The following is a 24,232-nucleotide window of genomic DNA, read 5'->3' on the forward strand; positions in this document are numbered from 1 at the left end:
TAGAACTCTGGCGAGGTAGAACTCTGGCGAGGTAGAACTGGGGCGAGGTAGAACTCTGGCGAAGTAGAACCGCAGCCAGCCAGAGTTCTACCTCGCCCTGGTTCTACCTCGGCGTAGGGGACGGTCGGCGCATGAGGGGTTTCCGTGATGGCGCGGACGGTGGTTTGTATGGGAGCCTCCCGGACATGACGCCCCAGGACTCGACGATCGAGGAGACCACCCCGCCATCGGGCGATGTGCCGGAACCGGAGGCTACGGCGTCGGCCTACGGGCTGGGGCGACGGCTGCGGATCATGGGGGCCGTGCTCGCCGGGGGGCTCGCCGTCGTGCTGGCGCTGCTGCTGTGGCTGGGTGTGCTGGTCCCGGCCAAGCAGGAGGCCGCGGGGTATTCGGACGCGGACGCCGCCTACGCCGCGGTCGCGATCGAGCACAACGCGCAGGCGGTGCAGCTCACGGCGCTCGCCCCCGGACGGTCCACCGACGACGAGGTGCTCGCCCTGGCGGTCGAGGTGGGCGAGGCGTCGGCGGGACGGGTCGGCGAGCTCGCCGGCTGGCTGGAGGCGCGTGACATCCCGGTGCCGGTGGCGGGCCAGGAGGCACTCGCGCTCGCCGAGGACGGCCTGACGACCGAGCTGCCCGACGACGGCAGCGGCCCCCGCGCGGGCGCCACCGCGCACTCGCACGAAGGCGGGAACCACGGCATGCTCACCGACGCGCAGGTGAACGGGATCGCCGCACTCCACGCGCGGGACTTCGACATCGCGCTGCTGGCCGCGCTCGTCGAGCACCACTACGGCGGGCTGCAGCCGGCCGACGAGGAGATCTCGGGCGGCAAGGACGCCGAGGCGAAGGCGCTGGCGCAGGCGGAGGCGGACGCGATCCGGGTCGAGGTGGAGGACGTCCGCGACCTGCTGGCCTCGATCGGCGGCCCGGGCTCCAACGACGGTTCAGACTCCTGAGCCGAGCGGCCGGCTGTGCGGCCTGTGGTCCGGCCGAGAGCCCGTCCGGTCAGGGCGCCGTCACGAAGATGTCGAACAGTTCCGGGTGGTGCCCGTGCACCAGGACGGCGAACACGACGGCGTCGAACAGCAGGTGCACCGCCACGACGTAGCTCAGCGACTTGAACTTCGCGAAGATCCAGCCCTGGACCAGCGCGAACGGGATGGTCAGCAGCGGGCCCCACTCGCGGTAGCCGAGCTCCCACAGGAACGACACGAAGATCATCGACTGCAGCAAGTTGGCCTGCCACATCGGGAAGTGCCGGCAGAGCAGGGCGAACACCACGCAGATGAAGAACAGCTCGTCCCAGATGCCGACGGCGTTCACGCCGACGAACAGCCGCCAGATGTCCTGCGTCCCCTCGAGGTCGGGCCAGTTCAGGTACGCGCCCGAGCCCAGGAAGTAGAACGGCAGCAGGAAGTATCCGATGATCACCACGAGGGCGAGGTAGGTCCACTGCCCGGGGCCCCACCGCTTTCCGGTCGCGACGGGGAACTGGATGGTGTCCTGCTTCAGCACGAACCGGGACAGCGCCCACGGCACCAGCACCGACCCACCGAGGGCGAGCGTGAAGCGCAGCATCCCGGCGTTGGACAGGTCCGCCTGCAGCGAGATCATCGAGATGATCCCCATCCCGAGGCCGATCAGCGCGAGGTCGCGGCCCAGCGCGCGGTCGGCCCACAGGCCCAGCGCGATGCCCAGCACCAGCGGCACGTACGCGATCGGCCGCACGTGGACGGCGAACAGCAGGATCGCCGACGCGCACACGAGAAAGGCGCTCGTGAGGCGCGCCGGAGCGATGACCGGGGCGGGCAGAGTGAGGGTCACGGAGTCGAGGCTCCCACATCCGAACGCGTCAGATGTACCAGTCACTCCCCTGACCTGTACGTCCGACAGGTCGGATAGGTGTGTGTTCTTCGTGTTCCGGGGCAACTAGAGTCTGGGGGCAGTCAGGAACTATTCAGGATCCGGCCCCCTCGATGGGCCGGCCACCTCGGCAAGGAGGCCGCCGTGCGCTCACCCGAGCACGTTGAGCTGGTTCGGACCGATCCGGACCTCCCCCCGGTCGCGATCATCGACCGCAGACCCATGACCACCGGCAAGAAACTGACGTTCGCCGCGATCGGGATCGTCGCGGCGGTCGCATGGGCCCTCGTCGCGTTCGTGCGCGGCGAGGACGTAAACGGCGCGTACTTCGTCGTCGCCGCCGTCGGCACGTACATCGTCGCGTATCGCTTTTATGCCCGGCTGATCGAGTACAAGGTGGTACGTCCGCGGGACGACCGCGCCACGCCCGCCGAGGAGCACGAGAACGGCAGGGACTTTGCGCCCACCGACCGCCGCGTTCTGTTCGGGCACCACTTCGCCGCCATCGCGGGCGCGGGCCCGCTCGTCGGCCCGGTGCTCGCCGCCCAGATGGGCTACCTGCCCGGCACCCTGTGGATCATCATCGGTGCCGTCCTGGCCGGCTGTGTCCAGGACTACCTCGTCCTGTGGCTGTCCACCCGACGCCGCGGCCGGTCGCTCGGCCAGATGATCCGCGACGAGATGGGCTCGATCGGTGGCGCCGCCGGCCTGATCGGCGTGTTCGTCATCATGATCATCATCCTGGCCGTCCTCGCGCTGGTGGTGGTCAACGCCCTGGCGGAGTCGCCGTGGGGCGTGTTCTCCGTGGGCATGACGATCCCGATCGCGCTGTTCATGGGCGTGTACCTCCGGTTCCTGAGGCCGGGCAGGGTGTCCGAGGTGTCGGTGATCGGCGTCGTGCTGCTGGTGCTCGCGATCGTCGCGGGTGGCTGGGTGGCCGATACCACCTGGGGCGCCGAGATGTTCACGCTCGAGCCGGTGACCGTCGCCTGGCTCATCGTCGGCTACGGGTTCCTCGCGTCCGTGCTGCCGGTGTGGCTGCTGCTCGCCCCGCGCGACTACCTGTCGACGTTCATGAAGGTGGGCACGATCGTGCTGCTCGCCGTCGGCGTGCTCATCGCGCAGCCCGCGGTGCAGGCACCCGCCGTGTCGAGCTTCGCGATCGAGGGCAACGGCCCGGCCTTCGCCGGCGCGCTGTTCCCGTTTCTGTTCATCACCATCGCGTGCGGGGCGCTGTCCGGGTTCCACGCCCTGATCTCGTCGGGCACGAGCCCCAAGCTGGTCGAGAAGGAGAGCCAGCTCCGGCTCATCGGCTACGGCGGCATGCTCACCGAGTCGTTCGTGGCGATCATGGCGCTGGTCACGGCCATCTCGATCGACCAGCATCTGTACTTCACGATGAACGCCCCCGCCACGCTCACCGGCGGCGAGCCGGGTACCGCCGCGGACTACGTGAACGGCCTCGGGCTGGCGGGCCCGCCCGCGACCGGGGCGGAGATCCAGGGCGCCGCCGACGCCGTCGGCGAGGAATCGATCATCTCCCGCACGGGCGGCGCGCCGACGCTCGCCTTCGGCATGTCCCAGATCCTCGGCTCGTTCCTGGGCGGTGCCAGCCTGCAGGCGTTCTGGTACCACTTCGCGATCATGTTCGAGGCCTTGTTCATCCTCACCACCGTCGACGCCGGCACGCGGGTCGCCCGCTTCATGCTGTCCGACACGCTCGGCAACCTCGGCGGCCCGCTGCGCCGGTTCCGGGACCCGTCCTGGCGCGTGGGCGCGTGGATCTGCTCGGTGGTGGTGTGCGGTCTGTGGGGCGCGATCCTGCTGATGGGCGTGACCGACCCGCTGGGCGGTATCAACACCCTGTTCCCGCTGTTCGGCATAGCGAACCAGCTGCTGGCCGCCATGGCGCTCGCCCTGGTCACGGTCGTCGTGGTGAAGAAGGGCTACCTCAAGTGGGCGTGGATCCCTGCGGTCCCGCTCGTGTGGGACCTCGCCGTGACCATGACGGCGTCGTACCAGAAGATCTTCTCGCCCGAGCCGACGCTCGGGTACTGGGCGCAGCACAACGCGTTCCGCGAGGCGCGGGCGGCCGGCGAGACGTCGTTCGGGACGGCCACCGACACGACGGCGATGGACGCCGTCATCCGCAACACGTTCCTGCAGGGCACGCTGTCCATCGTGTTCGCGGTGCTCGTGCTGACCGTTGCCCTGGTGGCGCTGTGGGTGTGCGTCAAGGCGATCCGGGCAGGCGGCCTGCCGACCACGGAGGAGCCGGACACCAAGTCGGCGATGTTCGCACCGTCCGGCCTCGTGTCCACGGATACCGAACGGGAGGTGGCTGCCCAGTGGACCGCCTACTACGACGAGAACCCGGACAAGCTCCGGGCGGGGACGCACGCGTGAGCTCGCTTCCCGGACCGGTACCAGTTCCGGTGGCGGACGGCGGCGGCGTGCTCGCCGTCGTCCGCCGGGGCTGGCGCGCTGTCGCCTGGTACGTCACCGGCGTGCTGGGCGAGAGCGACTATGCGCGATACGTGGCGCACCTGCGCCGCGTCCACCCGGACGCCGAGGTACCGACCGTCCGGGAGTACTGGCGGGAGCGGCACGCGGCCCAGGACGCCAACCCGGGCGCCCGCTGCTGCTGACTCTTGGTTGTGGGCGGGATCGTTGCGGCTAAAACGGACACGTAGTCGCAACGATCACGCCCACAACAAAGGTCATCCGCGCAGGACGCGGGTAGAGACCTCGGCCAGCGTCTCGAGCTCCCGCCCGCTCAGGGCCAGATCGACCGCCGCGGCCGCCTCCTCGGCGTGCCGCACCTTGGACGCGCCGGGGATCGCCACGACGGTGTCGCCGTAGTAGCCGACCAGCCAGGCGAGGGCGACCTGGGTGGGCGTGGCCCCGTGCACGACGGCGACCGCGCGCAGCTCGTCGATGAGGGGCCGCGTGCGGTCCAGGGCCCGGCGCGAGTACCCGTAGCGCCCGCCGAGCAGTCGCCGCATGCCGCGCAGCGACGCGGTGCTGCCGGGGTTGTCGTGGAACTTGCCGGTGAGTGCGCCGGACCGCAGCGGCGAGGACGCGATCAGGGTGACGTCCAGCCGGCGGGCGGCCGTGAGCACGCCGTCCCGCTCGACGGAGCGGTGCAGCAGGCTGATCTGCACCTGGTTCGAGACCAGCGGCACACCCTGCGCGGCGAGCAGCGCGTGCGCCCGCTCCATGGCCGCCGCTCCGAAGTTGGAGACGCCGACGCCGCCGATCGTGCCCGCCCGGTAGAGCCGGGCCATCGCGTCGACCTGCCTGGCCAGGGACGAGAAGCTGCCGCCGGGCGCGTGGATCTGGTGCAGGTCGAGCGGGTATCCCTGCAGCGCGGCGACACGCTGCGGGGCCGTCTTCTCGATGCTGCGGGCGGTCCGGCCGAACGGCGTCCACTTGCTCGCGACCAGCACCTCCCCGGGCCGCACACCGAGGTTGTGCAGGGCGGTGGTGAGCGCGCGCTCGGAGCCACCCCCGCCGTACATCTCGGCGGTGTCGAACCAGGTGATGCCGCCTTTGAGCGCGGCGGCCACTATCGCCTGGACCTCCTCCTGCGGGACCGGCGGGTAGAGATTGACGCCCCGGCCGGCGAACTGCATGCAGCCGAGTCCGATGGGCGTGATCTGGCGGGTGCCGAGGCGGCGCGTGGATGTCATGGGAACCTCGTGCTCGTCGGGTTGAGACAATCCTGTCTCACAACCATACCCGTGTGTCTCGGTTTTGCGACAGCCCGCCCCCGCTCTCGTTTAGGGTCGGGACATGCCCGCACAGCTGTCCCGCCCCGCCACCGCCCTCGTCGAAGCGGTGGCCCAGACCCTCGGTGTCGGGCTCGCGACCGCGAGCATGACCGAGATCGCCAGCGCCGCCGGCATCAGCCGCGCGACCCTCTACCGCTCCTTTCCCACGCGGGAGGCGCTGCTGCGCGGCGTCGTCGCCGTCGCCATCGACCGGGTCGCCCAGCGCGTCCAGGACTCCGACCTCGACCGGGTCGACGTCCGCGAGGGCATCGCGCGCGTGGCGCGGTCGTTCGTCGTCACGGGCAGCGCGTTCACCGTGCTGGCGCGCACGAACGTCAAGGACGCCGAGGACGAGGCCGATTTCGACGCGCGCGTCGCCGAGCCCCTACGGGCTCTCCTGGCCCGCGGCGTCGCGGACGGCACCCTACGCGACGACGTTCCCGTCGCCATCCACTTCACGGCGCTCTCCGCGTTGCTCGAGATGGGCGTTCACCTCGCCGTCGAGGGCGGCGTCCCGGCCGAGACGGCGGCGGCCACCGTCGCGTCGCTCTTCCTCGACGGCGCGGCGGCCTGAGGGCGAGCTGCCTGTCGGCGGCGCCGGGTCCGATGCAGCGCTGCGCCTGACGGCCAGACTGCCGGTCAGGCCCGCGCCGGGTCGGCGTCCTGCAGGACCGGTATCAGCCGCGCGAGCTCCTTCGCGGACGGGTTGTGCGTGGTGAGGTACGTGAACCCGTGGCGCTCGCGGCTCGCCAGGAGCTGGTCGACGATCTGTGTGACGGTGCCGACGGCGATCAGCGGCGTGCGGCCGAACTCCGCAGCACGCCCGGCGTCCCCGAACTGTTCCGCGAGGCGGCGGAGCGTGCCCGTCCGGTCGTCGGTCACCTCGACATGCTGGAGCAGCACGGCGTGCTCGATGTCGCCGAACGAGCGCCCGGCCGCCTCGGCCTCCGCCCGGACGAAGCCGGTGCGCTCGTCGTACTCGTCGTCGGACATGACGCGGAACGTGCCGAGCTTCGCGCCCCGCACCTGCCGCAGGCCGGTGTGTCCCAGGATCTCGGCGCTGCGCACGGCCAGCCGGATCAGGCGGTCGCTCGACGAGCCGATGAGCACGGGCGGACGCCGCGGCGCGCCGCCGCCCGTCGCGCGGCTGTCGCCCGCGCCGTCGTCGCCCGCCGCGCCGTCCTCGCCGCCGGCCTCGGCGAGCAGCCGGTCCAGGTTGCCGACGAACGACTCGACCCGGGCGCAGCGCTCGTCGAACGGCTGCCACGGGATGCCGGCCATGTCGAACTCGGACTTCATGTGTCCGGCGCCCAGGCCCAGCTCGACCCGGCCCCCGGACAGCACGTCCAGCGTGGCGACCTCGCGCGCCAGCAGCGCCGGGTTCCAGAACGGCACGTTGATCACGCACGTGCCCACCCGCACCCGCTCGGTCGCGGCGGCGACCGCCGCGAGCGTGGCGAACGGGCTGAGCCGCACGCCCAGGTGGTCGGGCAGCAGCAGGCTGTCGTAGCCGGCGTCCTCGGCCCACCGGGCAAACCCGGCGACGTCGGCGGCGTCTCGGATATTGGTCCCGAACCGGAAGGGATGCATGGGACCACCGTGCCGGAGCCGGCCGGGCGTCGCACCCGTACTCTGCGCCTGGCGTAAACCAAGACGTGTGCGAGGAGTTACGTGAGGTGGTCGAAGTCGCCGCGCGTCCACGCCGCGTGGCGCTCCGCGGAACGCAGCACGATCTCCCGGGCGTCGACCGGGATGACGCCCCGGAAGTTGTTGTAGAGCCGGTCGAACTCGAACCGCCCCACATGGCGTGCGACCCGTTGGACCACAGGCCCCGACAGCGGGATCCGGTTCGGATAGCTGCGCATGAAGGACACCGACGTACGATCCGGGTTCGCGAAGATCGTGTCGCCGCTCAGCAGCACGCCCTTCCCCGCCGCGCCGGACGCCCAGTACGCCACCGAGGAGCCCGGGAAGTGCCCGCCGGGCTGGCTCAGCGTCACGCCGGGCAGGACCTCGCGGTCGCCCTTCCACAGCTCGACGGCGTCGTCGGACCGGGCGAGCCAGCCGGCATCCGGCTCGCTGATTAGGATCGGGACGCCGCCCAGCCGGCGGCTCCACTCGACCTGCACCCCGTACATGTGCGGGTGGCTCGCCACGATGAACGCGAGCCCGCCGAGCTCCTGGACGGCGGCGACGGCGGCGTCATCGACGTACCCGGGGACGTCGAACATGAGGTTCCCGTGCACCGTCCGGACGATCTTCGCGGTGGGGCCGATGCCGACGTCGGGCACGGTGTCGAGGGCGAACAGGTCGGGCTCCAGCTCCTCGACAGAGATGCGCTCCCCCTGGGCCGCGAGCTCCTCCAGCGTGGTCCAGTGCTGGCCATCGGCGGGCACCCACTGGCGTTCGTCGGCGCAGATGGCGCAGACGTCGGGCCGGGACCCGTGCTCCACGCCGCACGTGCGGCAGATCCAGAACGTCATGCGACAGCTTCCCTTCGTCGGGCAGGTGCCTCGTCACCATGCGTCAACACTCCGGTCGTGTCCAGCAAATCTCCGCGGGCTGCGAAAAGTTCCGGCGGTCGTGCGGCCCGTCCGGCGCGTCGCACCGGCGCGTCCGCATGTGAATCGTTTCGGATCACGGCCGGCTCTGGTGTCCCGACCGCTCGGTCCATACCCTCGTGACCCCGTGGATCTACAACGATGTAGGACTCGAGTACTCCAGGAGGAGTGACCATGGCACCAACGTCATACCGTCGCCCGCGGCTTCTCGCCGCGGGGGTCGCCGCACTGTCGACAGTCGTCTCCCTGCTCGCCGCCCCAGGAGTTGCTGCCGCCCCGGGCAACGCACCAGCAGTGGACGTCGCGGCCGCATCCAGCGGCCCGACGTCGACCCTGGCGCAGGCCGCTGCCTGCGGCGACGGCGCCGACGCCGTCGTCACCGGGAGCCAGTCGTCGGGGTTCACCACGACGTATCGCGGCCGGACCGTCTACCAGGGCCAGTACTACATCAACGCGATCTGGGAGGGGATCGGCGCGCTCACCCCGGGCCGCACCAGCCAGGAGAAGGTGTCGGTCATGGCCAGCGCCTGGATCGGCAACAACACGATCGACCTGCCGAGCCACACGGCGTTCGAGGTCTGCGGAACCCTGGACACCGGCTACGTCGCCGGACGGGGCGCAATCCAGGCCGTCGGGGTCGAGGACGTGTCCATCCCCCACCTGAAGATGACCGGGGCGCCGTACTTCGGGATGCGCTTCGCCGACGTGCACGGCCTGCACCTGGGCCAGATCGACCTGCGGATGACCGGAGGCATCGGCATCCGTTTCGAACGCGACCTGCCCGGTAGCTCGAACGTCAGCATGGATTCCGTCTACGCCTCCGGCATGCCCGGCCACGCGATCGAGACCTGGCACATCAACGGGCTGCGGATCGGTACGGTCACCGCGCGGAACGTCGGCGAGTCCGGGCTGCTGATCCAGGGCACGAGCAACGCGACCATCGGGACGGTCGACGGCGAGAACGTCGCCACCGGCACCGGATACGCCACCTTCCGCATGGCCAACGCCAACGGGCCGAACATCACGGTGGACCGTGTGCGGTCGCGCGGCGGCGGGCGGGGCGTGTTCTGCGTGTCCAACTCGCGGGGCGCGCGCATCAACTCCGTCGACCTGGCGAACAACGGGAACAACTCGATCCTGATCGAGAACTGCTCGGACATCACGATCGCCGGCGGGACGGTCAACGGGGGCGGCGAGGTGCGGCTCGCCGCGCGCACGGAGTTCCCGAACAACCGGAACATCAACATCACGCTCCGCGTGGACAACACCTCCGTGCGGGAGTCGCCGTGCGGGGAGAACACCAACTGGTACCTCTCCGGGAACGGCTCCCGCAACATCTGTTGACAGCCCGGCCATGCGGCGCGACGAGAACGGGGTTGTGTCCCGGACCGGGCTCAGCCGGGACACAACCCGTTCTCGTCTGCCTGGTCAGTCTCCGTCTTGAGGCGGAAGCGGGGACAGGGTCCGAGTTCCTACTCTGGGGACATGGCCGATGCTCTACCCCCGTCCGACGTCCGGCAGCCCGACGAGCCGCAGCCCGCCGCGCCCCGTTCCGCCGAGGGCGTGGCCGGGCGCGTGCTGAACTGGTTCGGCGTCGACTCCGACTGGGAGCGAGTGCCCGCAGGACGTGTCGCATACCGCCGGGACCTGCTGCTGGGGGCGTGCTTCGGGGTGTTCGCGGCGATCTCGGTAGAGCTGGGCCGCAGCATGGGCATCTTCGAAGAGACCCCGGAGCCGCTGTGGCTCATCATGCTGCTGGCGGTGGTCAGCATGCTCCCGCTGGCCTGGCGCCGCCGCTACCCCCTGGTCTCGCTCGTGCTCGTCTATGGGATGTGGCTCGCGATCGGTCTGACCATCAGTGCCATCACGGTGCTCATGCCGATGCAGATCCTGTACTTCGTCGCCCTCTTCACGGCGGTGGCCTGGGCGCGCGACCGGCGGGCGATGCTGATCGTGGTCAGCGCCTGCGTGCTGATGATGTTCACGTGGCTCATCTGGATGTTCGCCGTGCAGCAGGGCATCGAGACGCTCCTCGAGGAGTTTCCGACCCCTGCGGACTGGCCAGGCCTGATGGAGCCGTATCTCGCGAACGCCGTCTACCAGCTCATCATGAACATCGCGTTCTTCGGCGGCGCCGTCGTGGCGGGCCAGATGCAGTGGAACGCAGCCCGGCGGCGGGAGCAGCTCGCTGACCAGGCGGTCACCATCGAGAAGCAGGCCGCGGCCCTCACGGACCAGGCCATCGTCGCCGAGCGGGTGCGGATCGCACGCGAGCTGCACGACGTCGTCGCGCACCACGTGTCGGTGATCGGGATCCAGGCGGCCGCCGCCCGCCGCGTCCTGGGCCGCGACCCGGCCCTGGCCGCGGAGGCGCTCGTCACCATCGAACGCGAGTCGCGCGAGGGTGTCGCGCAGATGCGGAACCTGGTGGGCACGCTCCGCTCGGTGCCCGACGGCGGCGCCTCGGGCGCAGAGGCCGGGCCGGACGGCGCCTCCCGGGCGCCCGAGCCAGGGCTCGCGGACCTCCCGGCGCTCACCGCCGCCGACTACGACGGCCTCGACACCACCTTCCACCAGGTCGAGGAGCCGGCGGGCGCCGCAGCCGACGTGCCCGCCCCCATGGGCCTGAGCCTCTACCGCACCGCCCAGGAGGCGATGGCGAACGTGCGCAAGCACTCGACCGCCCGCTCGGCAACGGTCACGCTCCGCGTGGTGCGCGACGCCGCGATATCGGCGGGTGACCAGTTCGCACACGGCTTCGCCGAGGTGGAGGTGCTCGACGACGGTCGCGCCCGCCACGGGACGTCCGGCTCCGGACTCGGACTGCTCGGGATCCGGGAACGCGCGGTGACCCACCAGGGCGTCGTCGAGATCGGGCCGCGGGCGACCGGCGGGTTCCGGGTCAGGATGCGGCTGCCGCTGCCCGCACCCGACCCGGGCCCGGTCCCCGCCGTCTCTCCGGCGGAACAGGCGGCGGAGGGCCGGCCGGAGGCCCCCGCCCAGACCCTGTCGGCCATCCGTCCGGAGGCGGCTCGATGACGCGCGTGCTGCTGGTCGACGACCAGGCGTTGGTGCGCTCCGGCTTCTCGCTCATCCTGTCGGTGGAGGACGACTTCGAGGTCGTCGGCGAGGCCGGTGACGGCGCCGCCGCGATCGAGCTGACCCGCGAGCTCCGGCCCGACATCGTGCTCATGGACGTCCAGATGCCCGTCATGGACGGCATCGAGGCCACCCGCCGGATCGTCGCCGAGGACCTCGCGAAGGTGCTGGTGCTGACGACGTTCGACCACGACGAGTACGTGTTCGACGGCCTCGCGGCCGGCGCGTCCGGGTTCCTCCTGAAGAACTCGGACGCGGAGCACCTCGTGGAGGCGGTGCGGACGCTGGCGGCCGGGCACGCGCTGCTCGCACCACAGATCACCCGGCGGGTAATCGAGCAGATGGTGGCGGGGGAGCGGCTGTCGTCGGCCGAGCGGAACCCGCTGGTCGAGCCCGTCGAGACCCGGCCCGCTCAGGACCCGGCCCCCGCCGGACTCGCCCTCCTCACACCGCGCGAGCGCGAAGTGTTCGAGCTCGTGGGCACGGGGCTGTCGAACGCGGAGATCGCCTCGACCCTGTACCTCGGCGAGGCCACGGTGAAGACGCACGTCTCGAACGTGCTGTCCAAGCTGCACCTGCGAGACCGCGTCCAAGCGGTGGTGCTCGCGCACAGGGTGGGCCTCGTCTGAGGTCGGCCAGCGCGCCCGCGGGTGTCAACGATCGTCGACACCGAGAGCCAATGTCAGCGATCGGTGACATTAGTCCGCTGCGCTCGTCATGGACGAGCAGGAGGCCTTCTACCAGGGCAAGCTCGCGATGAAATTCGGTGACCAGTACGGGATCCGGCGCATCGGCTGGCGTGCCATGGAGAAGTTGGCCTTTATCCGCTCTGGCGAATGTGTCCCTGGCGGGATGTCCGCTTCTTTGCCTTCCTTGGATATGCGCGAGAAGCGGGGCTGGTGCGGCCCCGCTTCTCATCGTCCGCGGAAATGCGACGGGAGAAACGGACTATTAGGTGGAATCTGCTTAATTGCTCGGAGAGGGCTCGGGCGAAGGCTCCGTTGTCGGTTCCGGTGAGGGTTCCGTGGTCGGCTCCTCCGTGGGCTCTTCAGTGGGCTCCGGCGTCGGCTCTTCTGTCGGCTCTTCCGTCGGCTCTTCGGTCGGCTCTTCCGACGGCGGAGGAGTAGTGGGCTCTTCCGACGGCGGGTTGGTCGGCTCCTCGGACGGCGGGTCCGTCGGCTCCGGCGTGGGCGTCGGGGTCGGCGTCGGCGTGGGATCCGGCGACGGCGTAGGTGTCGGCGTCGGGGTAGGCGTGGGCTCGGGCGTCGGCCGCGGGCTCTGCGACGGCGGCGGCGTGGGGCTCTGCGAAGGCGGCCGTGTCGGCTGGACCGAGGGCTTGGACGGGCTGCTGGGCCCTGAACCCTGGCCGAAGTCGATGCCCGGCAGGGGCGCCATGGTGAAGTTCCCGGTCGGCTGACCGGCGCCCGGGTCGGCCATGTGCCGGGGCGTGTACGCCGGCTTGGGCGCCGGCGTGTACGTGAACGGGCTGCTCTGCGGCGCCGGCTTCGAGTGCACGTCGACCGTGCCCTTCTCCCCCGGCACCGGCTCGCGCTTCAGCATCATGGGCGGCAGGCCCTGCAGGGCGTCCGGCACGGCGGGCGCTGCCGTCGTGTCCCGGTCCTGCTCGGGCCCGGGCGGCTGCACCGCCACGGCACCCACGATGCCCGCCGTCAGCACGAAGGCCGCGGCTGTTCCAGTGACGATCAAACGGTTGCGCACGCTTAGCTCCCCCTGCGGGTTCAGATACTGCCTTGTGCCCATCTGCGGCGACGCTTCGGTCTTCGTGATCGAAACTCGAAACATCCCCCGGAGCGCAGTGCTCATCTCTCCGTGGACGGACTGTCGAACCATTCAGCGCCGCTGTTGTTCGTGCGGCGTTCCGGACGGGACAATACGTGGCAGAACACCATTGGCAACCGGAACCTGTAATACCAGGTCAACCCCGGTGGGGGTGCGGAGGGCAAGCCGGAGTGGTCGGCAGAATGTCAGGACATCGGCAACTCGAAATGCCGATCTCCTGACATTTTGCCGAACGCACCAGGTGGGCGGCCCGGGGCGGCCCATTCGAGAGGGGGAGCGGGTTCCACCTCTCGGTGGATCCGCGGCCGGAGGCCGGCCTCTAGCGTGGCCGCCATGAGCGATCTGGAGGTGCGGGATCTCACCCGCGTGTTCGTGTCGGGCGGCACACCCCGGCGAGCCGTGGACGGCGCGGGCTTCACGGCGTCGTCGGGCCTGCTCACGGGGTTCGTGGGGAGCAACGGAGCGGGCAAGACGACGACCATGCGGATGATCATGGGTGTCCTGGCGATCACGAGCGGCGAGGTGCTGTTCGACGGCGCCCCGGTCACCCGGCAGGACCGCCGCGAGTTCGGGTACATGCCCGAGGAGCGCGGCCTCTACCCCAAGCAGCCCGTGCTGGACCAGCTCGTCTACCTGGCGCGGCTGCGGGGCATCGCCGCGTCGGCCGCGCGCCGCGAGGTGCTGGAGCACCTCGACCGGCTGGGGCTCGCGGACCGGGCGAAGGAGCACGTGGAGAAGCTGTCGCTCGGTAACCAGCAGCGCGTGCAGATCGTCGCGGCGGTCATGGGGCAGCCCAAGGCGCTCGTCCTCGACGAGCCGTTCAGCGGCCTCGACCCGGCGGCCGTGGACGCCATGGTCGACCTGCTGCGCGAGCACACGCGGCGCGGGGTGCCCGTGCTGTTCAGCTCGCACCAGCTCGACCTCGTGGAGCGCCTGTGCGAGCGGCTGGTCATCCTCGGCGGGGGCAGGGTCCTCGCGAACGGCAGCCCCGACGAGCTGCGCGCCCAGGGCGTGACCCGGCACCGGCTCATCCTGTCGGGCGACGCGGGTTTCGTCCGCGGAGTACCGGGTGTCCTGGCCGTGGACGTGGACGGCCCGTCCGCGCTGGTCGAGGTGCGGGACGACGGCGCGGCCACCCGCCTCCTGTCGGCCGCCCTGGAGCGGGGCGCCGTCCACGAGTTCTCCCCCGTCCGGCCGACGCTGGCCCAGATCTACCGGGAGATGACCGCGCAAGCCGGAGCGGAGCCGCAGGCTCACGCGGACGAGGAGACGGTGTGAGCCGCGAGAGAGGAGACGGCGTGCGCAACGCCTGGATGGTGGTGGCGACCCGCGAGATCGTGGTGCGGGCGCTCAACAAGGGCTTCCTGATCGGCCTCGCGGTCACCATCGCGATGATCGGCGGGCTGATCGGCTTCACGTCCTACATGGAGAGCCGCACCCAGTCGTTCGACGTCGCGGTCGTCGCCGGGGACGAGTCGGCGGCGACCGCGCTGGAGTCGGCGGCCGACGGGCGGGGCGCCGCGTCGGCGTCCGACGACCGGGTAGAGCTCACCGTGGTGCGGGTGGACGACGCGGCGGCAGCCGAGGCCGCCCTCGAGGACGAGACCGCCGACGCGTGGCTCAGCTCCGGCGCCGGCGTGACCGGCACCGACGGCTGGACCCTGTCCGGCTGGCGGGACCCCGACTCGGACCTCGCCCAGCTCATCGAGACCACGGTGCGCGACCAGGTCCTGGCGGGCCACGCGTCCGACGCCGGGACCACCATGTCCGCCCTCACCGCGGGCAGCGAGGTCGAGACCGAACGGCTCGACGGCAACCCGGTGGACCCGCAGATCGTGTTCATGGCCGGGTTCGTGCTCGCGTTCCTGTTCTTCATAGGCGCCGTCGGGTCGGGCGCGATGATCGCGGGCAGCGTGATCGAGGAGAAGCAGTCCCGGCTCGTCGAGATCATCGCGACCGCCGTGCCGCTGCGGCAGCTGCTGGCGGGCAAGATCATCGGCAGCTCGGCGATCGCACTGGGACAGAACCTGTTGCTCGCCGGAGTCGGGCTCGTCGGGGTCTCGTTCACCGACCTCTCGGCGATCCTGCCCGCGATGACGGCCACGATGGTCTGGTTCGTCGTCTTCTTCACCGTCGGGTTCGTCGCGGTGGCAGCCCTGTACGCGGTCGCCGGCTCCCTCGCGTCGCGCACGGAGGACCTCCAGTACACGACCAGCCCCCTGATGATGCTGCTCATGGGCGTGTACATCGTGACGTTCTCGGCAGACGGCGTGCTCGAACGCGTCCTGTCGTACATCCCGCCGGCGTCGATCGTGTCGATGCCCGTGCGGGTGCTCAACGGGGACGCCCTGTGGTGGGAGCCGCTCGTGTCGCTCCTCGTCCTCGTGGCGGCCACGGTCGGGGCCGTGCTTCTCAGCGAGCGCGCCTACCGCGGGGCGCTCATGCAGACGGGCGGCCGGGTTACCTGGAGGACTGCCATGGCCGGAGAGCGGGGCACTACCCTCGGGGCGTGACCGAACGCACCCAGCACGATGCCACCGGGCCAAGGACCCCCGATCCCGAGAAGGTGCACACCTTCGACCTCATCGACGAGGTGCCCGGGGTGTCCGACAGCGCGCAGGGCCCGGACGGCGGCGGCGACGGCGACGCACCCGACCCCGAGCCCGCCCCGACCGAGGAGCCCGGCCCCCGCGAGCCCGGCCGGTTCGCGGTGGCGCTCGCGGGCGCCCGCTCCGCCGTCGGGCGGACGGCGCGGCGTGGTGCGGCGGCAGTCCGACGGCGGATCCCCGCGACGCGCCGCGGCAAGGCGATGCTGGCCGTGGGGACGGCGGCCGTCGTCGTGCTGGTGGTCGCGGCCGGGGTGCTGGTGGACACGCAGCTCCGGCACCGGGCGCTCCTCGCCACGCCCGGCGGCGTGCGGAGCCTGGCGGAGAAGCCCGCCGAGCAGTGGTCGATCGGCCTCGACGACCCGATCTCGGCGACCCTGGTCCGGATGCCGGGTGTGCTCGCGGTCGCCGGCGGGGGAGAGGTCCGCGGTGTGGACCCCGCCTCGGGCGAGGTGCGGTGGACCGCCGACGTCGGGGATGACGCGAGCTGCGGCCCGGTGGCGGGCCTGGGCAGCGCGGGGCCGGGCGCCGTGGAACCGGCGGACCCCCTGGTCTGTGTCAGCCAGGCTGGTGCGGGCAAGCAGGAGGTCACGGTGATCGACCCGGACGGTGCCGCGAAGACCCGCGAGGTCGACTCCGGCGTGGTCGTCCCGGCCGCCGGCGGTGGCCTGGTCTCCTTCGAGCTGGCCGGCGGCGATCAGGAGCGGCGGCCCGTGGTGGTGGACAAGCTCGGCGTCCCTCACCTCCCGAAGGGCTTCGTCGGGCCCGACCTCGTGGTGCGCACCGAGGACGCCCGGACCGGCGCGGAGCGCTGGAGCGAGACCGTCCCGTTCGCTGCCCCGCGGCCCGAGAGCTGCGTCAGCTACGACCAGAACGAACCGATGCTGGACGTCGCCGGGGCGCTCGCCTGGGACGTGCGGGACGCCGTCGTGGAGGTGCAGGGTTGCGGTGTCTCGGCGGCGTTCCTGCGCGACGGCACGCGGCTCGACGACCCGAAAGACCCGGACGACCCGCCGGCCGACGGCATGGACGTCGCGTCGTTCGCGCCGCTGCCGGACGGCGGCTGGGTCGAGCCGGGCAGCGGGTCGGCCGACTCGGGCGTGCCCAACGATGTGGTGCACCTGCAGGACGGCGGCAGCGTGACCCTCGACGGCCAGGTCCTCGTGCCGTGGGTCTCGGACGGCCGCGACCCAGGGCTGGTGCTGGAGCGGGTCGGTCCGGGGACGGAGGCCAGGTCCACCGACGAGGGCGACGCCGGCGCGCGCCTCTGGACGGCCCCCCGCCTCGCGGCCACGACGCTGCTGGCCCGCGTGTCCGGCACCGCCGTCGTCGTGGACGAGGAGGGCGCGGTACGCGCCATCGACCTCGGCACGGGTGCCGACCGCTGGACCCTCGACCCGGAGGTCCTCTCGCTCGGCGACATGGCGTGGGTCGCGCAGTCGCTCGTCTTCGGGGCCTACACGGACGGTGACACCCTGCTGCTTCCGGTGTCCGCGAGCCCGGACAGCGAGGCGTCGGGCCTGCGGCTGCTCGCGATCGACCTCCGCGACGGCTCCGTGCGCTGGGAGATCGAGCAGGAGACCCCGTACACCCAGCTCGTCAGCGTCGACGGATACCTGGCGCAGATCACGCAGCAGGGGGTCGTGGGCCTCGGCTGACAGCCGATCCCGCCTCGTCGGCAGAGCGCCCTCGTCGGCAGGGCGCCCCCTGAGCTCGCAGGTCACGCGGGTAGGCTCCCGCCATGCCGCGGCCGGACAAAAAGGAATCCGTCGTCTTCGACCTGGTCGAGGACAACGGGCCGGCTGATGCCGCCGACGGCGGGCCCGACGCCGCCGGCACCGAACCCTCGCTCCTGTCCCGGCTGCCCAGGCCGTCGCGACGCACCTGGGTGATCGCGGCCGCGGTGGTCGCCGCCGTGGCGGTCACGCTGGTCTCGGTCGACCTGGTGCGGGACCACCGCCGGGCGGAGCTGATGCGGACCTCGTCCGTGGGCGTGGCGTCGCTCGCCGATCCGCCCGAGCCGACCTGGACCGTGCCGTTCGACGTCCCCACCGGACGCGCCTCGGACGCCCATCTGGGCCAGCAGCTCGTGGTCATGGACGGGCTGCTGGTGCTCCCGCCGACGAGCACACCGGGCTACCCGGCCGACTCCGCCACCGGGGTGTTCGAGGCCCCGCCCCGGTTCACGGGCGTCGTGGCCGTCGACCCGGGCTCGGGCGAGGTGGCGTGGCGAATCCCCGTGGACGAGAACCCTGAGTGCGGCCCGTCGGGTTACGACGCGTCGATCTCGACCGAGGTGCTCGTCTGCGTGCACGGCCCGGACGTCGACCGGCAGGTGCTGACGATCACGCCCGACGGCACCACCCGGTCGCGGCCCCTCGACCTGGTGGAGGGCGAGCGTGTGTTCCCCGGGCCCGACGGCATGGTCGTCCGGACCGTGCGGACCGGAGACCCCATCGGATACCTGGCGTGCGACGAGGCGGGGAACTGCCCGCCCCGGATCCTGGACGAGGGTCGCAGCCTGCGCGTCGCCGCGGAGGACGCCGGGACGGGCGCCGAGCGCTGGACGAGCGTCATCGAGTTCGACCCGACGATCTCGGACAGCTGCCAGACATGGCCCGCGGACATCGACTCCACGCCGGACGAACCGACGTACGACCCGGACCTGACCACGGTCAGCGTAGGAGCCGAGAGCGTCGTCGTCGCCGGGTGCGGCCTGGCGGCGACGCTGTCGGTGGACGGGACGCGGCTGGACCTGGCCGGCGATCTCCTCGATCCGGCACAGGTCTGGGTCACGGAGCTGGGCTCGGGCCGCTTCGCGGTGGAGGGCGACGCGGCGCAGACCGTCGTCGTGAACGCTGACGGGAAGATCCTGCGTACCGTGCAGGGCCGGATGAGCTCCGGCCCCGCCGCGCCCGACGCACCCGACGACCTGTGGTTCGTCACGCGGACGTCCGGCGTCGGGTTCGCCGCCGTCCGCGAGGACGGTTCGGAGGCCTGGACGGCGCTGCAGGAGTCGCGTGTGGCGCTCGCCGCGCGGGACGTGGTGGTCGTGAACCGGGAGAACCGGCTCCTGGGTCTGGACCGGGCGACCGGCGCGAAGATGTGGGGCTGGGCCGACGACGACCCGCGCGGCCTGGCCAACTTCCGGACGCTCACCGACGGGGAGGCCATCGCGGTGCAGCTCCTGCCGCAGGACGGCGTCGGCGAGGGCGTGCTGGTCGCCATCGACCTGGGGACGGGAGAGGAGCTCTGGGAGGTCCCGCTGACGGGCGCCGTCGTCGCCGTCGACGGGCAGCTGGTCGAATTCACCTCGGACGGCGTGCGCGGCCTGGGGTGAGGTGGCCGCGAGGGGCTGATCCGCGCGACGCCCGGCACTACGCTCGGCCGCATGGCGCGCGACCCGGATGTGGGCGACGCGTACGTCTTCGACCTGGTCGAGGACGACGCGCCCACCGGTGACGCGCCGGAGGTCCAGGACGGCTCGGCGAGCCCGGTCATGCCGGGCCGGAAGCGGCGGCTCACCGCCCAGGTCGCGGGGATCCTGGCGATAGTGCTCGGCACGGGCATCGCCGTCGACGGCGCGCTGGACCACCAGCGGATGGAGCGGATGCGCGACATCCCTGGGGGAGTGGCCGACCTGTCGTCACCCCTGGCGGAGACGTGGGCGTGGAGCAACGCCGTCGGCCCGGGCGAGAGCACCACCGACGTGGCGGTGCTCGGGGACGTGCTGGCGGTGGAGTCGGACGACGGGCTGGTGGCGCTCGACCCGGCCACGGGCGACGTGGCGTGGACCGTCCCGCTCCGCGCGGAGGCGGACTGCGGCCCGATGGTCCCCGCGGCGTGGCTGGACCCGACGACGGAGCTGCTGGTCTGCCTCCAGGGAACGGGCCGCGACCGGGAGGTCGTCGCGGTGGGACCCGACGGTCCGACGTCGGCCCCGCGGGCCCTCGACGCCGCGGACGCGCGCCGGTACGGGGTGCCCCATACCGGTCCGGACGGGACCGTGCTGCGTGCGAGACGGGTGGGGCCGGCGTCGGCGGTCGACCTGAGCGGCGCCGTGTGCACGAGCGCCGACGAGTGCACGGGGATGATCACGGAGGGCCGGGACCTCGTGCTCCGGGCCGAGGACGCGGCGACCGGCGCGGAGCGCTGGACCGTCACCGTCCCGTTCCGGACGGTGGACGCCACGCAGTGCACCCGCACGTACGGCGCGTCGTGGGGCAGCTCGGAGACCCGCCTGGTGCTGAGCGGTCAGCTCGCCCCCGATGCCTTCGGCGCGCGCGTCACCGCCGACCTCATCGACCTCAGCGGCTGCGGCGTGCAGGCTGCCGTCACGCCCGACGGGACGGTGCTCGGCGCCGAGCTCGAACCCGGCACGAGCCTCGTGATGAGCCTCCGCGAGGGGGGCTACGCCGGCACGAGCTTCGACGGCGCGGCCGGCGCCACCCTGTACGCCGCCGACGGCGACGTCGTCGGCGAGATCACCGGGTACCCGCGCCGGCCCCGGGCGACCGACCAGTCCGAGCCGGCGACGGTGCTCGGGGTGGACGAGCCCGGGCGCCGTCTGCGGGCCTACGCCGCGGACGGCACGCCGCGCTGGGACGTCACGCTGCAGTCGGGCGGACAGGACTTCCTCGCGCAGGTGGGCGACACGGCGGTGATCACGACGGGGGCGGGGAAGGTGCGCGGCCTGGATCTCGCCACCGGCGAGGAGCGGTGGGTCTGGGACGGCTCGGACCCGTCGGCCGAGGACGACGTCGGGTACTTCGGGAGCGCCCACGTCGTCCAGGCCTTCACCGACGGAGAGGTCGTCCTGCTGCTGACGGAGGGCGAGACCGGCAGCACTCAGGGCCTCGTCGCGCTCGACGCGTCCTCGGGCGCCGTGGTCTGGGAGCGTGCCGGCGGCGGAACCGTCACCTCGTTCGACCCGACGGACCGCGGCCTCGTCGAGCAGGGGATCGTCGGAGGCCTCGTGGCGGTGGACGGGAACCTGCTGGAAGTCACCCCGCGCGGCGTCCGTGGCCTCGGATGAAACCGACACGCACCCGGCATACGCTCGACCGCATGGCACGTGATCCGGACGAGGGTGGTGCGTTCGTCTTCGACCTCGTCGACGACGACGTGGCCGATCTCGAGGCGCCGCTCACTCCGTCCGGCGCGGACGGCCCGTCCGGCGCGGACGGCGAGGGTGATCCCGACGGCGTCGACCTGGCGCCCGGTGAGGTGCTGTCGGGCACGCTGGGCCGGGGGCTGCGTGTGCTCGCGCCGGTCCTGGCGGTCCTGGCGGTCGTGGTGGGCACGGGTTTCGCGGTCGACGGCGTGCGGGACGGAGCGCGCATGGAGCGGATGCGCGACGTCCACGGGGGCGTCGTCGACGTGTCCGCACCGCTCCGGGAGACGTGGGAGTGGGACGGCCGGGTCGGTCCCGTCGGGGTCGCGGACGAGGGGCGGTGGAACGAGGTGGCCGTGCTCGGCGACCTGCTCGCGTTCCAGTCGGGCGAAGACCTCGTGGCCCTGGATCCCGCGACGGGTGACGAGGCGTGGCGGCTCCGGCTCGGCGAGGACCCGGACTGCGGGCCGCAGGGCTCGGTGGGCTGGGCCGAGGCCGTGACGTCGCAGCTGGTCTGCCTGGCGGACGCCGGACCGGACCGGGTGGCGGTGGTGGTCGGGCCGGACGGTGTCGCCTCCGCCGAACGCACCCTCGGCGCGGCGGACGCACGCCGGTACGGCGCGGCCCGTCCCGGGCCGGACGGGACCGTGCTGCGCGCCGAGCGCGTGGGTCCCGAGCCGCCGTCGGGCGCGAACGACGGCGTGTGCACCAGCCCGGGTGAATGCACCGGCACGGTCGAGGTGGGCCGGGCCGTGCGGATCCGTTCCGAGGACGCGGTCACGGGCGAGGAACGCTGGCGCGTGACCGTTCCCTTCCGGTCCACGCGCGCCGACCAGTGCACCAACTGGTACGCCACGCACTGGGACGGGTCGAGCAACATGATGGACCTGGACGACATGGTCGACGACGACGGCTTCGGCGCACGGATCACCGCCGACGTGGTGCAGCTGTACGGCTGCGGCGTCGAGTCGGCGGTCACCGGCGACGGGGTGCTGCTCGGCGCGGAGAGCGAACCGGGGACACGCGGCGTGGAGAGCCTTCGCACCGGCGGGTACATGCTGTACACCTTCGACGGCGCGGTCAGCAGCACCCTCTACGACGCCGACGGCGGTCTCGTCGGCGAGATCGACGGGTACGTGCTCGAACCGACCGCGGTCGACGGGTCGGAGCCGGAGACGCTCCTCGCCTCGGGGGCGTCGGGCCCGTCGGTGCGGTCCTACGCCCTGGACGGCACCTCGCGCTGGGACGACGCGGCCCCGGGGGAGATGCAGCTGTTCCTGGCGCAGGTGGGCGGGGCGGCGATCTTCCAGACCGGGGCGGGGCAGGTGCGCGCGCTGGACCTCGCGACGGGGACGGAACAGTGGACCTGGGACCCGGCGGAGCCCGACGAGGCGTACCCGAACGATCTGTACGTGACCCGGGCCTTCACCGACGGGCAGTTCGTGCTGCTGGTCGTCGAGACCTCGGCCGGCGGGAAAGGGCTGGTGGCGCTCGACGCGGTCTCCGGCGAGGTGGCCTGGGAGCAGCACGGCTTCGAAGTGAGCTCGTCCGACAAGGCCCTGGGACCCAGCTCGGGGCTGGTCGCCGTCGACGGCAACCTGCTGGAGGTCGCGCCGGGCGGCGTCCGCGGGCTCGGCTGAGCGGATGGCAGGCCGGCGCCTGCGTCGCTTTTGGAGGAAATGCGGGCCCGCGTGGGCATACTCTCAGCCGCATGGCACGCGATCCGGGCGAGGGCGAGGCGTTCGTCTTCGACCTCGTCGACGACGACGGGGATGTGCCCACGTCCCCGCTGGGCCCTGACGCCGGCGCGGAGGGTGACGTGGACGGCGTCGGGCCGGATGGCGCCGGGCTTGAGGCGGGCGGGCCGCTGCCTCACGGTGCGCTCGGCCTGAGGCTGCGCGCGCTGGCGCCGGTCGCGGCGGTGCTGGCCGTCGTCCTGGGCACGGGGTTCGCCGTCGACAGCATGCGGGACGCCGCGCGGACCGAGCGGATCCGCGAGGTGCCCGGCGGCGTCGTGGACGTGTCCGCGCCGCTCGAGGAGGCCTGGGCCTGGGAAGCGCCGATGGATGCCGCCGACGCCATGGGGTGGTTCGGGGTAGCTGATCTCGAGGGCATGCTCGCCTTCCGCTCGGAGCAAGAGCTCATCGGGCTGGACCCGGCGTCGGGCGAGCGGGCGTGGTCCGTGCGGCTCCGCGAGGACTCGGAGTGCGGGCCGCTCGGCTACCCGGGTGGGACGGGGCTCGCGACGTCGGTCCTGGTCTGCGTCCAGGATGCGGGCGCGGCGCGGGAGGCCTTCACGGTAGGGCCGGACGGTGTCGCGTCGGAGCCCCGAGCGCTCGACACGGCGGACGACCGCCGCTACGGGAGGGCGCGGCCCGGCCCCGACGGGATGGTGCTGCGGGCCAAGCGGATCGGCCTCGAGTCCGCGATCGACGTGGGAGACGCCCGGTGCACGGAGACGACGGGGGAATGCAGCGGGACCGTCGAGGCCGGGCGGGACCTCCAGCTCCGTGCGGAGGATGCGACCACCGGCGAGGAGCGCTGGAGCGTGACGATCCCGTTCCGGGCGACGGCCGCCCAGCAGTGCAACCCCTGGTTCGGTGAGCCGTGGAACGGGTGGGAGGACGTGCCTGCCGACGAGGCACTGGCCCCCGACGTGTTCGGTGCCTACTTCGGGACCGGGCTCATCGACCTGTGGGGCTGTGGCACGGCGGCTGCTGTGACCACCGGTGGTGCCCTGGTGAGGGTGCACGAAGAGGCAGGGCCGGCCACGGTGCTCAGCCTCGGCACCGCCCGGCATGCCGGGCAGGCGACGACCATGGCGGTGATCGAGTCCGGCGGTCCGCCGCGCACCATCCTGTTCGGGCCGGACGGCGACGTCGTCCGCGAGATTCCCGGGAGTGCGAGCGTTCCGCAGACCACCGACGAGGGCGAAGCGCTGACCCTGCTCGTGTCCGACGAGTCCGGATATGGCCTGCGTTCCTACGCGGCGACGGACGGGGCGGAACGCTGGAACGTCGACAGCGCGGGCAGCTCTTCGGGCTTCCTCGCGCAGGTGGCCGGCATCGCGGTGACCGCGACCTGGACCGGGAGTGTCCGAGGGTTCGATCTCGCCACCGGTGCGGAGCAGTGGTCATGGGACATCGGCGAGGTCGAGGGCAGCTCGTCCTACGGGAGCGAGTACGCGGTCCAGGCGTTCACCGACGGCCGGTTCGTGCTTCTCGTGCTGCAGGGCGGGGACGGCACGATGGGGCTGGCGTCGCTCGACGCCACGTCGGGAGAGCTCGTCTGGGACGGGAGGCCGGCGGGCGACGAAAACCTGCCCCCGGGCGCCATGCTGCTCGCGGTCGGCGGTCGCCTGGTCGCCATGACATCGGAGGGCATCAGCGGGCTGGGCTGACCGCGCCGTCCGCC

Annotated in this window: 19 protein-coding genes; 14 read left to right on the forward strand and 5 right to left on the reverse strand. The window is 72.2% G+C overall.

Annotated elements, in window-relative coordinates:
• Positions 1-185: 185 nt before the first annotated feature.
• The gene (locus tag EW117_RS00075) at positions 186-959 is read left to right on the forward strand and encodes a DUF305 domain-containing protein (RefSeq protein WP_165362392.1); all 774 of its coding nucleotides are present in this window, start codon (positions 186-188) and stop codon (positions 957-959) included.
• A 49-nt stretch (positions 960-1,008) separates the two neighbouring features.
• On the opposite strand, the gene EW117_RS00080 is transcribed toward EW117_RS00075, so the two are convergent.
• Entirely contained in the window at positions 1,009-1,827 is an 819-nt protein-coding gene (locus tag EW117_RS00080) for a CPBP family glutamic-type intramembrane protease (RefSeq protein WP_129782694.1), read from the reverse strand.
• 261 nt (positions 1,828-2,088) lie between these two features.
• Here EW117_RS00080 and EW117_RS00085 point away from each other — a divergent pair, with 261 nt between their 5' ends.
• Together EW117_RS00085 and EW117_RS00090 are read left to right on the forward strand one after the other, a co-directional pair.
• Positions 2,089-4,272: a carbon starvation CstA family protein gene (locus EW117_RS00085; protein WP_242503983.1), complete on the forward strand. Its 2,184-nt coding sequence runs from the start codon at positions 2,089-2,091 to the stop codon at positions 4,270-4,272.
• On the forward strand, positions 4,269-4,514 hold the full coding sequence (locus EW117_RS00090; RefSeq protein WP_242503984.1) for a YbdD/YjiX family protein: 246 nt from the start codon (positions 4,269-4,271) through the stop codon (positions 4,512-4,514). The genes EW117_RS00085 and EW117_RS00090 overlap by 4 nt, the downstream gene beginning before the upstream one ends.
• Before the next feature lie 72 nt (positions 4,515-4,586).
• Here the strand turns inward: EW117_RS00090 and EW117_RS00095 are convergent, their stop codons facing one another.
• Complete coding sequence (locus EW117_RS00095; RefSeq protein ID WP_129782696.1) at positions 4,587-5,558, reverse strand: aldo/keto reductase; 972 nt, start codon at positions 5,556-5,558, stop codon at positions 4,587-4,589.
• Between the two features lie 103 nt (positions 5,559-5,661).
• Between EW117_RS00095 and EW117_RS00100 the strand changes: the two genes are divergently transcribed.
• Positions 5,662-6,213: a TetR/AcrR family transcriptional regulator gene (locus EW117_RS00100; protein ID WP_129782697.1), complete on the forward strand. Its 552-nt coding sequence runs from the start codon at positions 5,662-5,664 to the stop codon at positions 6,211-6,213.
• 65 nt (positions 6,214-6,278) lie between these two features.
• On the opposite strand, the gene EW117_RS00105 is transcribed toward EW117_RS00100, so the two are convergent.
• Together EW117_RS00105 and EW117_RS00110 are read right to left on the reverse strand one after the other, a co-directional pair.
• Positions 6,279-7,229 carry a TIGR03621 family F420-dependent LLM class oxidoreductase gene (locus tag EW117_RS00105; RefSeq protein WP_129782698.1) on the reverse strand — a complete coding sequence of 317 codons (951 nt, stop codon included), beginning with the start codon at positions 7,227-7,229 and terminating at the stop codon, positions 6,279-6,281.
• Positions 7,230-7,306: 77 nt separating this feature from the next.
• Complete coding sequence (locus EW117_RS00110) at positions 7,307-8,122, reverse strand: MBL fold metallo-hydrolase (protein ID WP_129782699.1); 816 nt, start codon at positions 8,120-8,122, stop codon at positions 7,307-7,309.
• A 252-nt stretch (positions 8,123-8,374) separates the two neighbouring features.
• Between EW117_RS00110 and EW117_RS00115 the strand changes: the two genes are divergently transcribed.
• From EW117_RS00115 to EW117_RS00125, 3 genes are all read left to right on the forward strand, one after another.
• Positions 8,375-9,544, forward strand: a complete 1,170-nt coding sequence (locus tag EW117_RS00115; RefSeq protein WP_129782700.1) for a hypothetical protein — start codon at positions 8,375-8,377, stop codon at positions 9,542-9,544.
• A gap of 141 nt (positions 9,545-9,685) precedes the next feature.
• Complete coding sequence (locus EW117_RS00120) at positions 9,686-11,239, forward strand: histidine kinase (protein WP_129782701.1); 1,554 nt, start codon at positions 9,686-9,688, stop codon at positions 11,237-11,239.
• Positions 11,236-11,928 (forward strand): response regulator, encoded by a 693-nt coding sequence (locus EW117_RS00125; RefSeq protein WP_129782702.1) that lies wholly within the window; start codon positions 11,236-11,238, stop codon positions 11,926-11,928. Before EW117_RS00120 ends, EW117_RS00125 begins: the two co-directional genes overlap by 4 nt.
• Before the next feature lie 337 nt (positions 11,929-12,265).
• On the opposite strand, the gene EW117_RS29260 is transcribed toward EW117_RS00125, so the two are convergent.
• Positions 12,266-13,018: a hypothetical protein gene (locus EW117_RS29260; RefSeq protein ID WP_165362393.1), complete on the reverse strand. Its 753-nt coding sequence runs from the start codon at positions 13,016-13,018 to the stop codon at positions 12,266-12,268.
• A 414-nt stretch (positions 13,019-13,432) separates the two neighbouring features.
• On the opposite strand from EW117_RS29260, the gene EW117_RS00135 reads away from it, so the two are divergent.
• The 7 genes from EW117_RS00135 to EW117_RS00165 all read left to right on the forward strand — a co-directional run bounded on the left by EW117_RS00135 (position 13,433) and on the right by EW117_RS00165 (position 24,218).
• Positions 13,433-14,377 (forward strand): ABC transporter ATP-binding protein, encoded by a 945-nt coding sequence (locus tag EW117_RS00135; protein WP_129782703.1) that lies wholly within the window; start codon positions 13,433-13,435, stop codon positions 14,375-14,377.
• Positions 14,374-15,612, forward strand: a complete 1,239-nt coding sequence (locus EW117_RS00140; RefSeq protein ID WP_207211702.1) for an ABC transporter permease — start codon at positions 14,374-14,376, stop codon at positions 15,610-15,612. Before EW117_RS00135 ends, EW117_RS00140 begins: the two co-directional genes overlap by 4 nt.
• Positions 15,609-17,363 carry an outer membrane protein assembly factor BamB family protein gene (locus EW117_RS00145; protein WP_129782704.1) on the forward strand — a complete coding sequence of 585 codons (1,755 nt, stop codon included), beginning with the start codon at positions 15,609-15,611 and terminating at the stop codon, positions 17,361-17,363. Before EW117_RS00140 ends, EW117_RS00145 begins: the two co-directional genes overlap by 4 nt.
• An 83-nt stretch (positions 17,364-17,446) precedes the next feature.
• Entirely contained in the window at positions 17,447-19,045 is a 1,599-nt protein-coding gene (locus EW117_RS00150; RefSeq protein ID WP_129782705.1) for an outer membrane protein assembly factor BamB family protein, read from the forward strand.
• Positions 19,046-19,096: 51 nt separating this feature from the next.
• A complete protein-coding gene (locus EW117_RS00155) occupies positions 19,097-20,740 on the forward strand; it encodes an outer membrane protein assembly factor BamB family protein (protein WP_129782706.1) in 1,644 nt (547 codons plus the stop codon).
• A 32-nt stretch (positions 20,741-20,772) separates the two neighbouring features.
• A complete protein-coding gene (locus tag EW117_RS00160; protein ID WP_129782707.1) occupies positions 20,773-22,458 on the forward strand; it encodes an outer membrane protein assembly factor BamB family protein in 1,686 nt (561 codons plus the stop codon).
• 71 nt (positions 22,459-22,529) lie between these two features.
• Positions 22,530-24,218: an outer membrane protein assembly factor BamB family protein gene (locus tag EW117_RS00165; RefSeq protein WP_129782708.1), complete on the forward strand. Its 1,689-nt coding sequence runs from the start codon at positions 22,530-22,532 to the stop codon at positions 24,216-24,218.
• The last annotated feature ends 14 nt before the right edge of the window (positions 24,219-24,232 follow it).

The organism is Promicromonospora panici, from assembly GCF_900608595.1.
Lineage (GTDB): Bacteria > Actinomycetota > Actinomycetes > Actinomycetales > Cellulomonadaceae > Promicromonospora > Promicromonospora panici.

Coding starts and splice junctions, on each gene's coding strand:
- EW117_RS00075 (WP_165362392.1), top strand. CDS start 186: ATGACGCCCCAGGACTCGACGATCGAGGAGACCACCCCGCCATCGGGC.
- EW117_RS00085 (WP_242503983.1), top strand. CDS start 2,089: ATGACCACCGGCAAGAAACTGACGTTCGCCGCGATCGGGATCGTCGCG.
- EW117_RS00095 (WP_129782696.1), bottom strand. CDS start 5,558: ATGACATCCACGCGCCGCCTCGGCACCCGCCAGATCACGCCCATCGGA.
- EW117_RS00100 (WP_129782697.1), top strand. CDS start 5,662: ATGCCCGCACAGCTGTCCCGCCCCGCCACCGCCCTCGTCGAAGCGGTG.
- EW117_RS00105 (WP_129782698.1), bottom strand. CDS start 7,229: ATGCATCCCTTCCGGTTCGGGACCAATATCCGAGACGCCGCCGACGTC.
- EW117_RS00110 (WP_129782699.1), bottom strand. CDS start 8,122: ATGACGTTCTGGATCTGCCGCACGTGCGGCGTGGAGCACGGGTCCCGG.
- EW117_RS00115 (WP_129782700.1), top strand. CDS start 8,375: ATGGCACCAACGTCATACCGTCGCCCGCGGCTTCTCGCCGCGGGGGTC.
- EW117_RS00120 (WP_129782701.1), top strand. CDS start 9,686: ATGGCCGATGCTCTACCCCCGTCCGACGTCCGGCAGCCCGACGAGCCG.
- EW117_RS00125 (WP_129782702.1), top strand. CDS start 11,236: ATGACGCGCGTGCTGCTGGTCGACGACCAGGCGTTGGTGCGCTCCGGC.
- EW117_RS00135 (WP_129782703.1), top strand. CDS start 13,433: ATGAGCGATCTGGAGGTGCGGGATCTCACCCGCGTGTTCGTGTCGGGC.
- EW117_RS00150 (WP_129782705.1), top strand. CDS start 17,447: ATGCCGCGGCCGGACAAAAAGGAATCCGTCGTCTTCGACCTGGTCGAG.
- EW117_RS00155 (WP_129782706.1), top strand. CDS start 19,097: ATGGCGCGCGACCCGGATGTGGGCGACGCGTACGTCTTCGACCTGGTC.
- EW117_RS00160 (WP_129782707.1), top strand. CDS start 20,773: ATGGCACGTGATCCGGACGAGGGTGGTGCGTTCGTCTTCGACCTCGTC.
- EW117_RS00165 (WP_129782708.1), top strand. CDS start 22,530: ATGGCACGCGATCCGGGCGAGGGCGAGGCGTTCGTCTTCGACCTCGTC.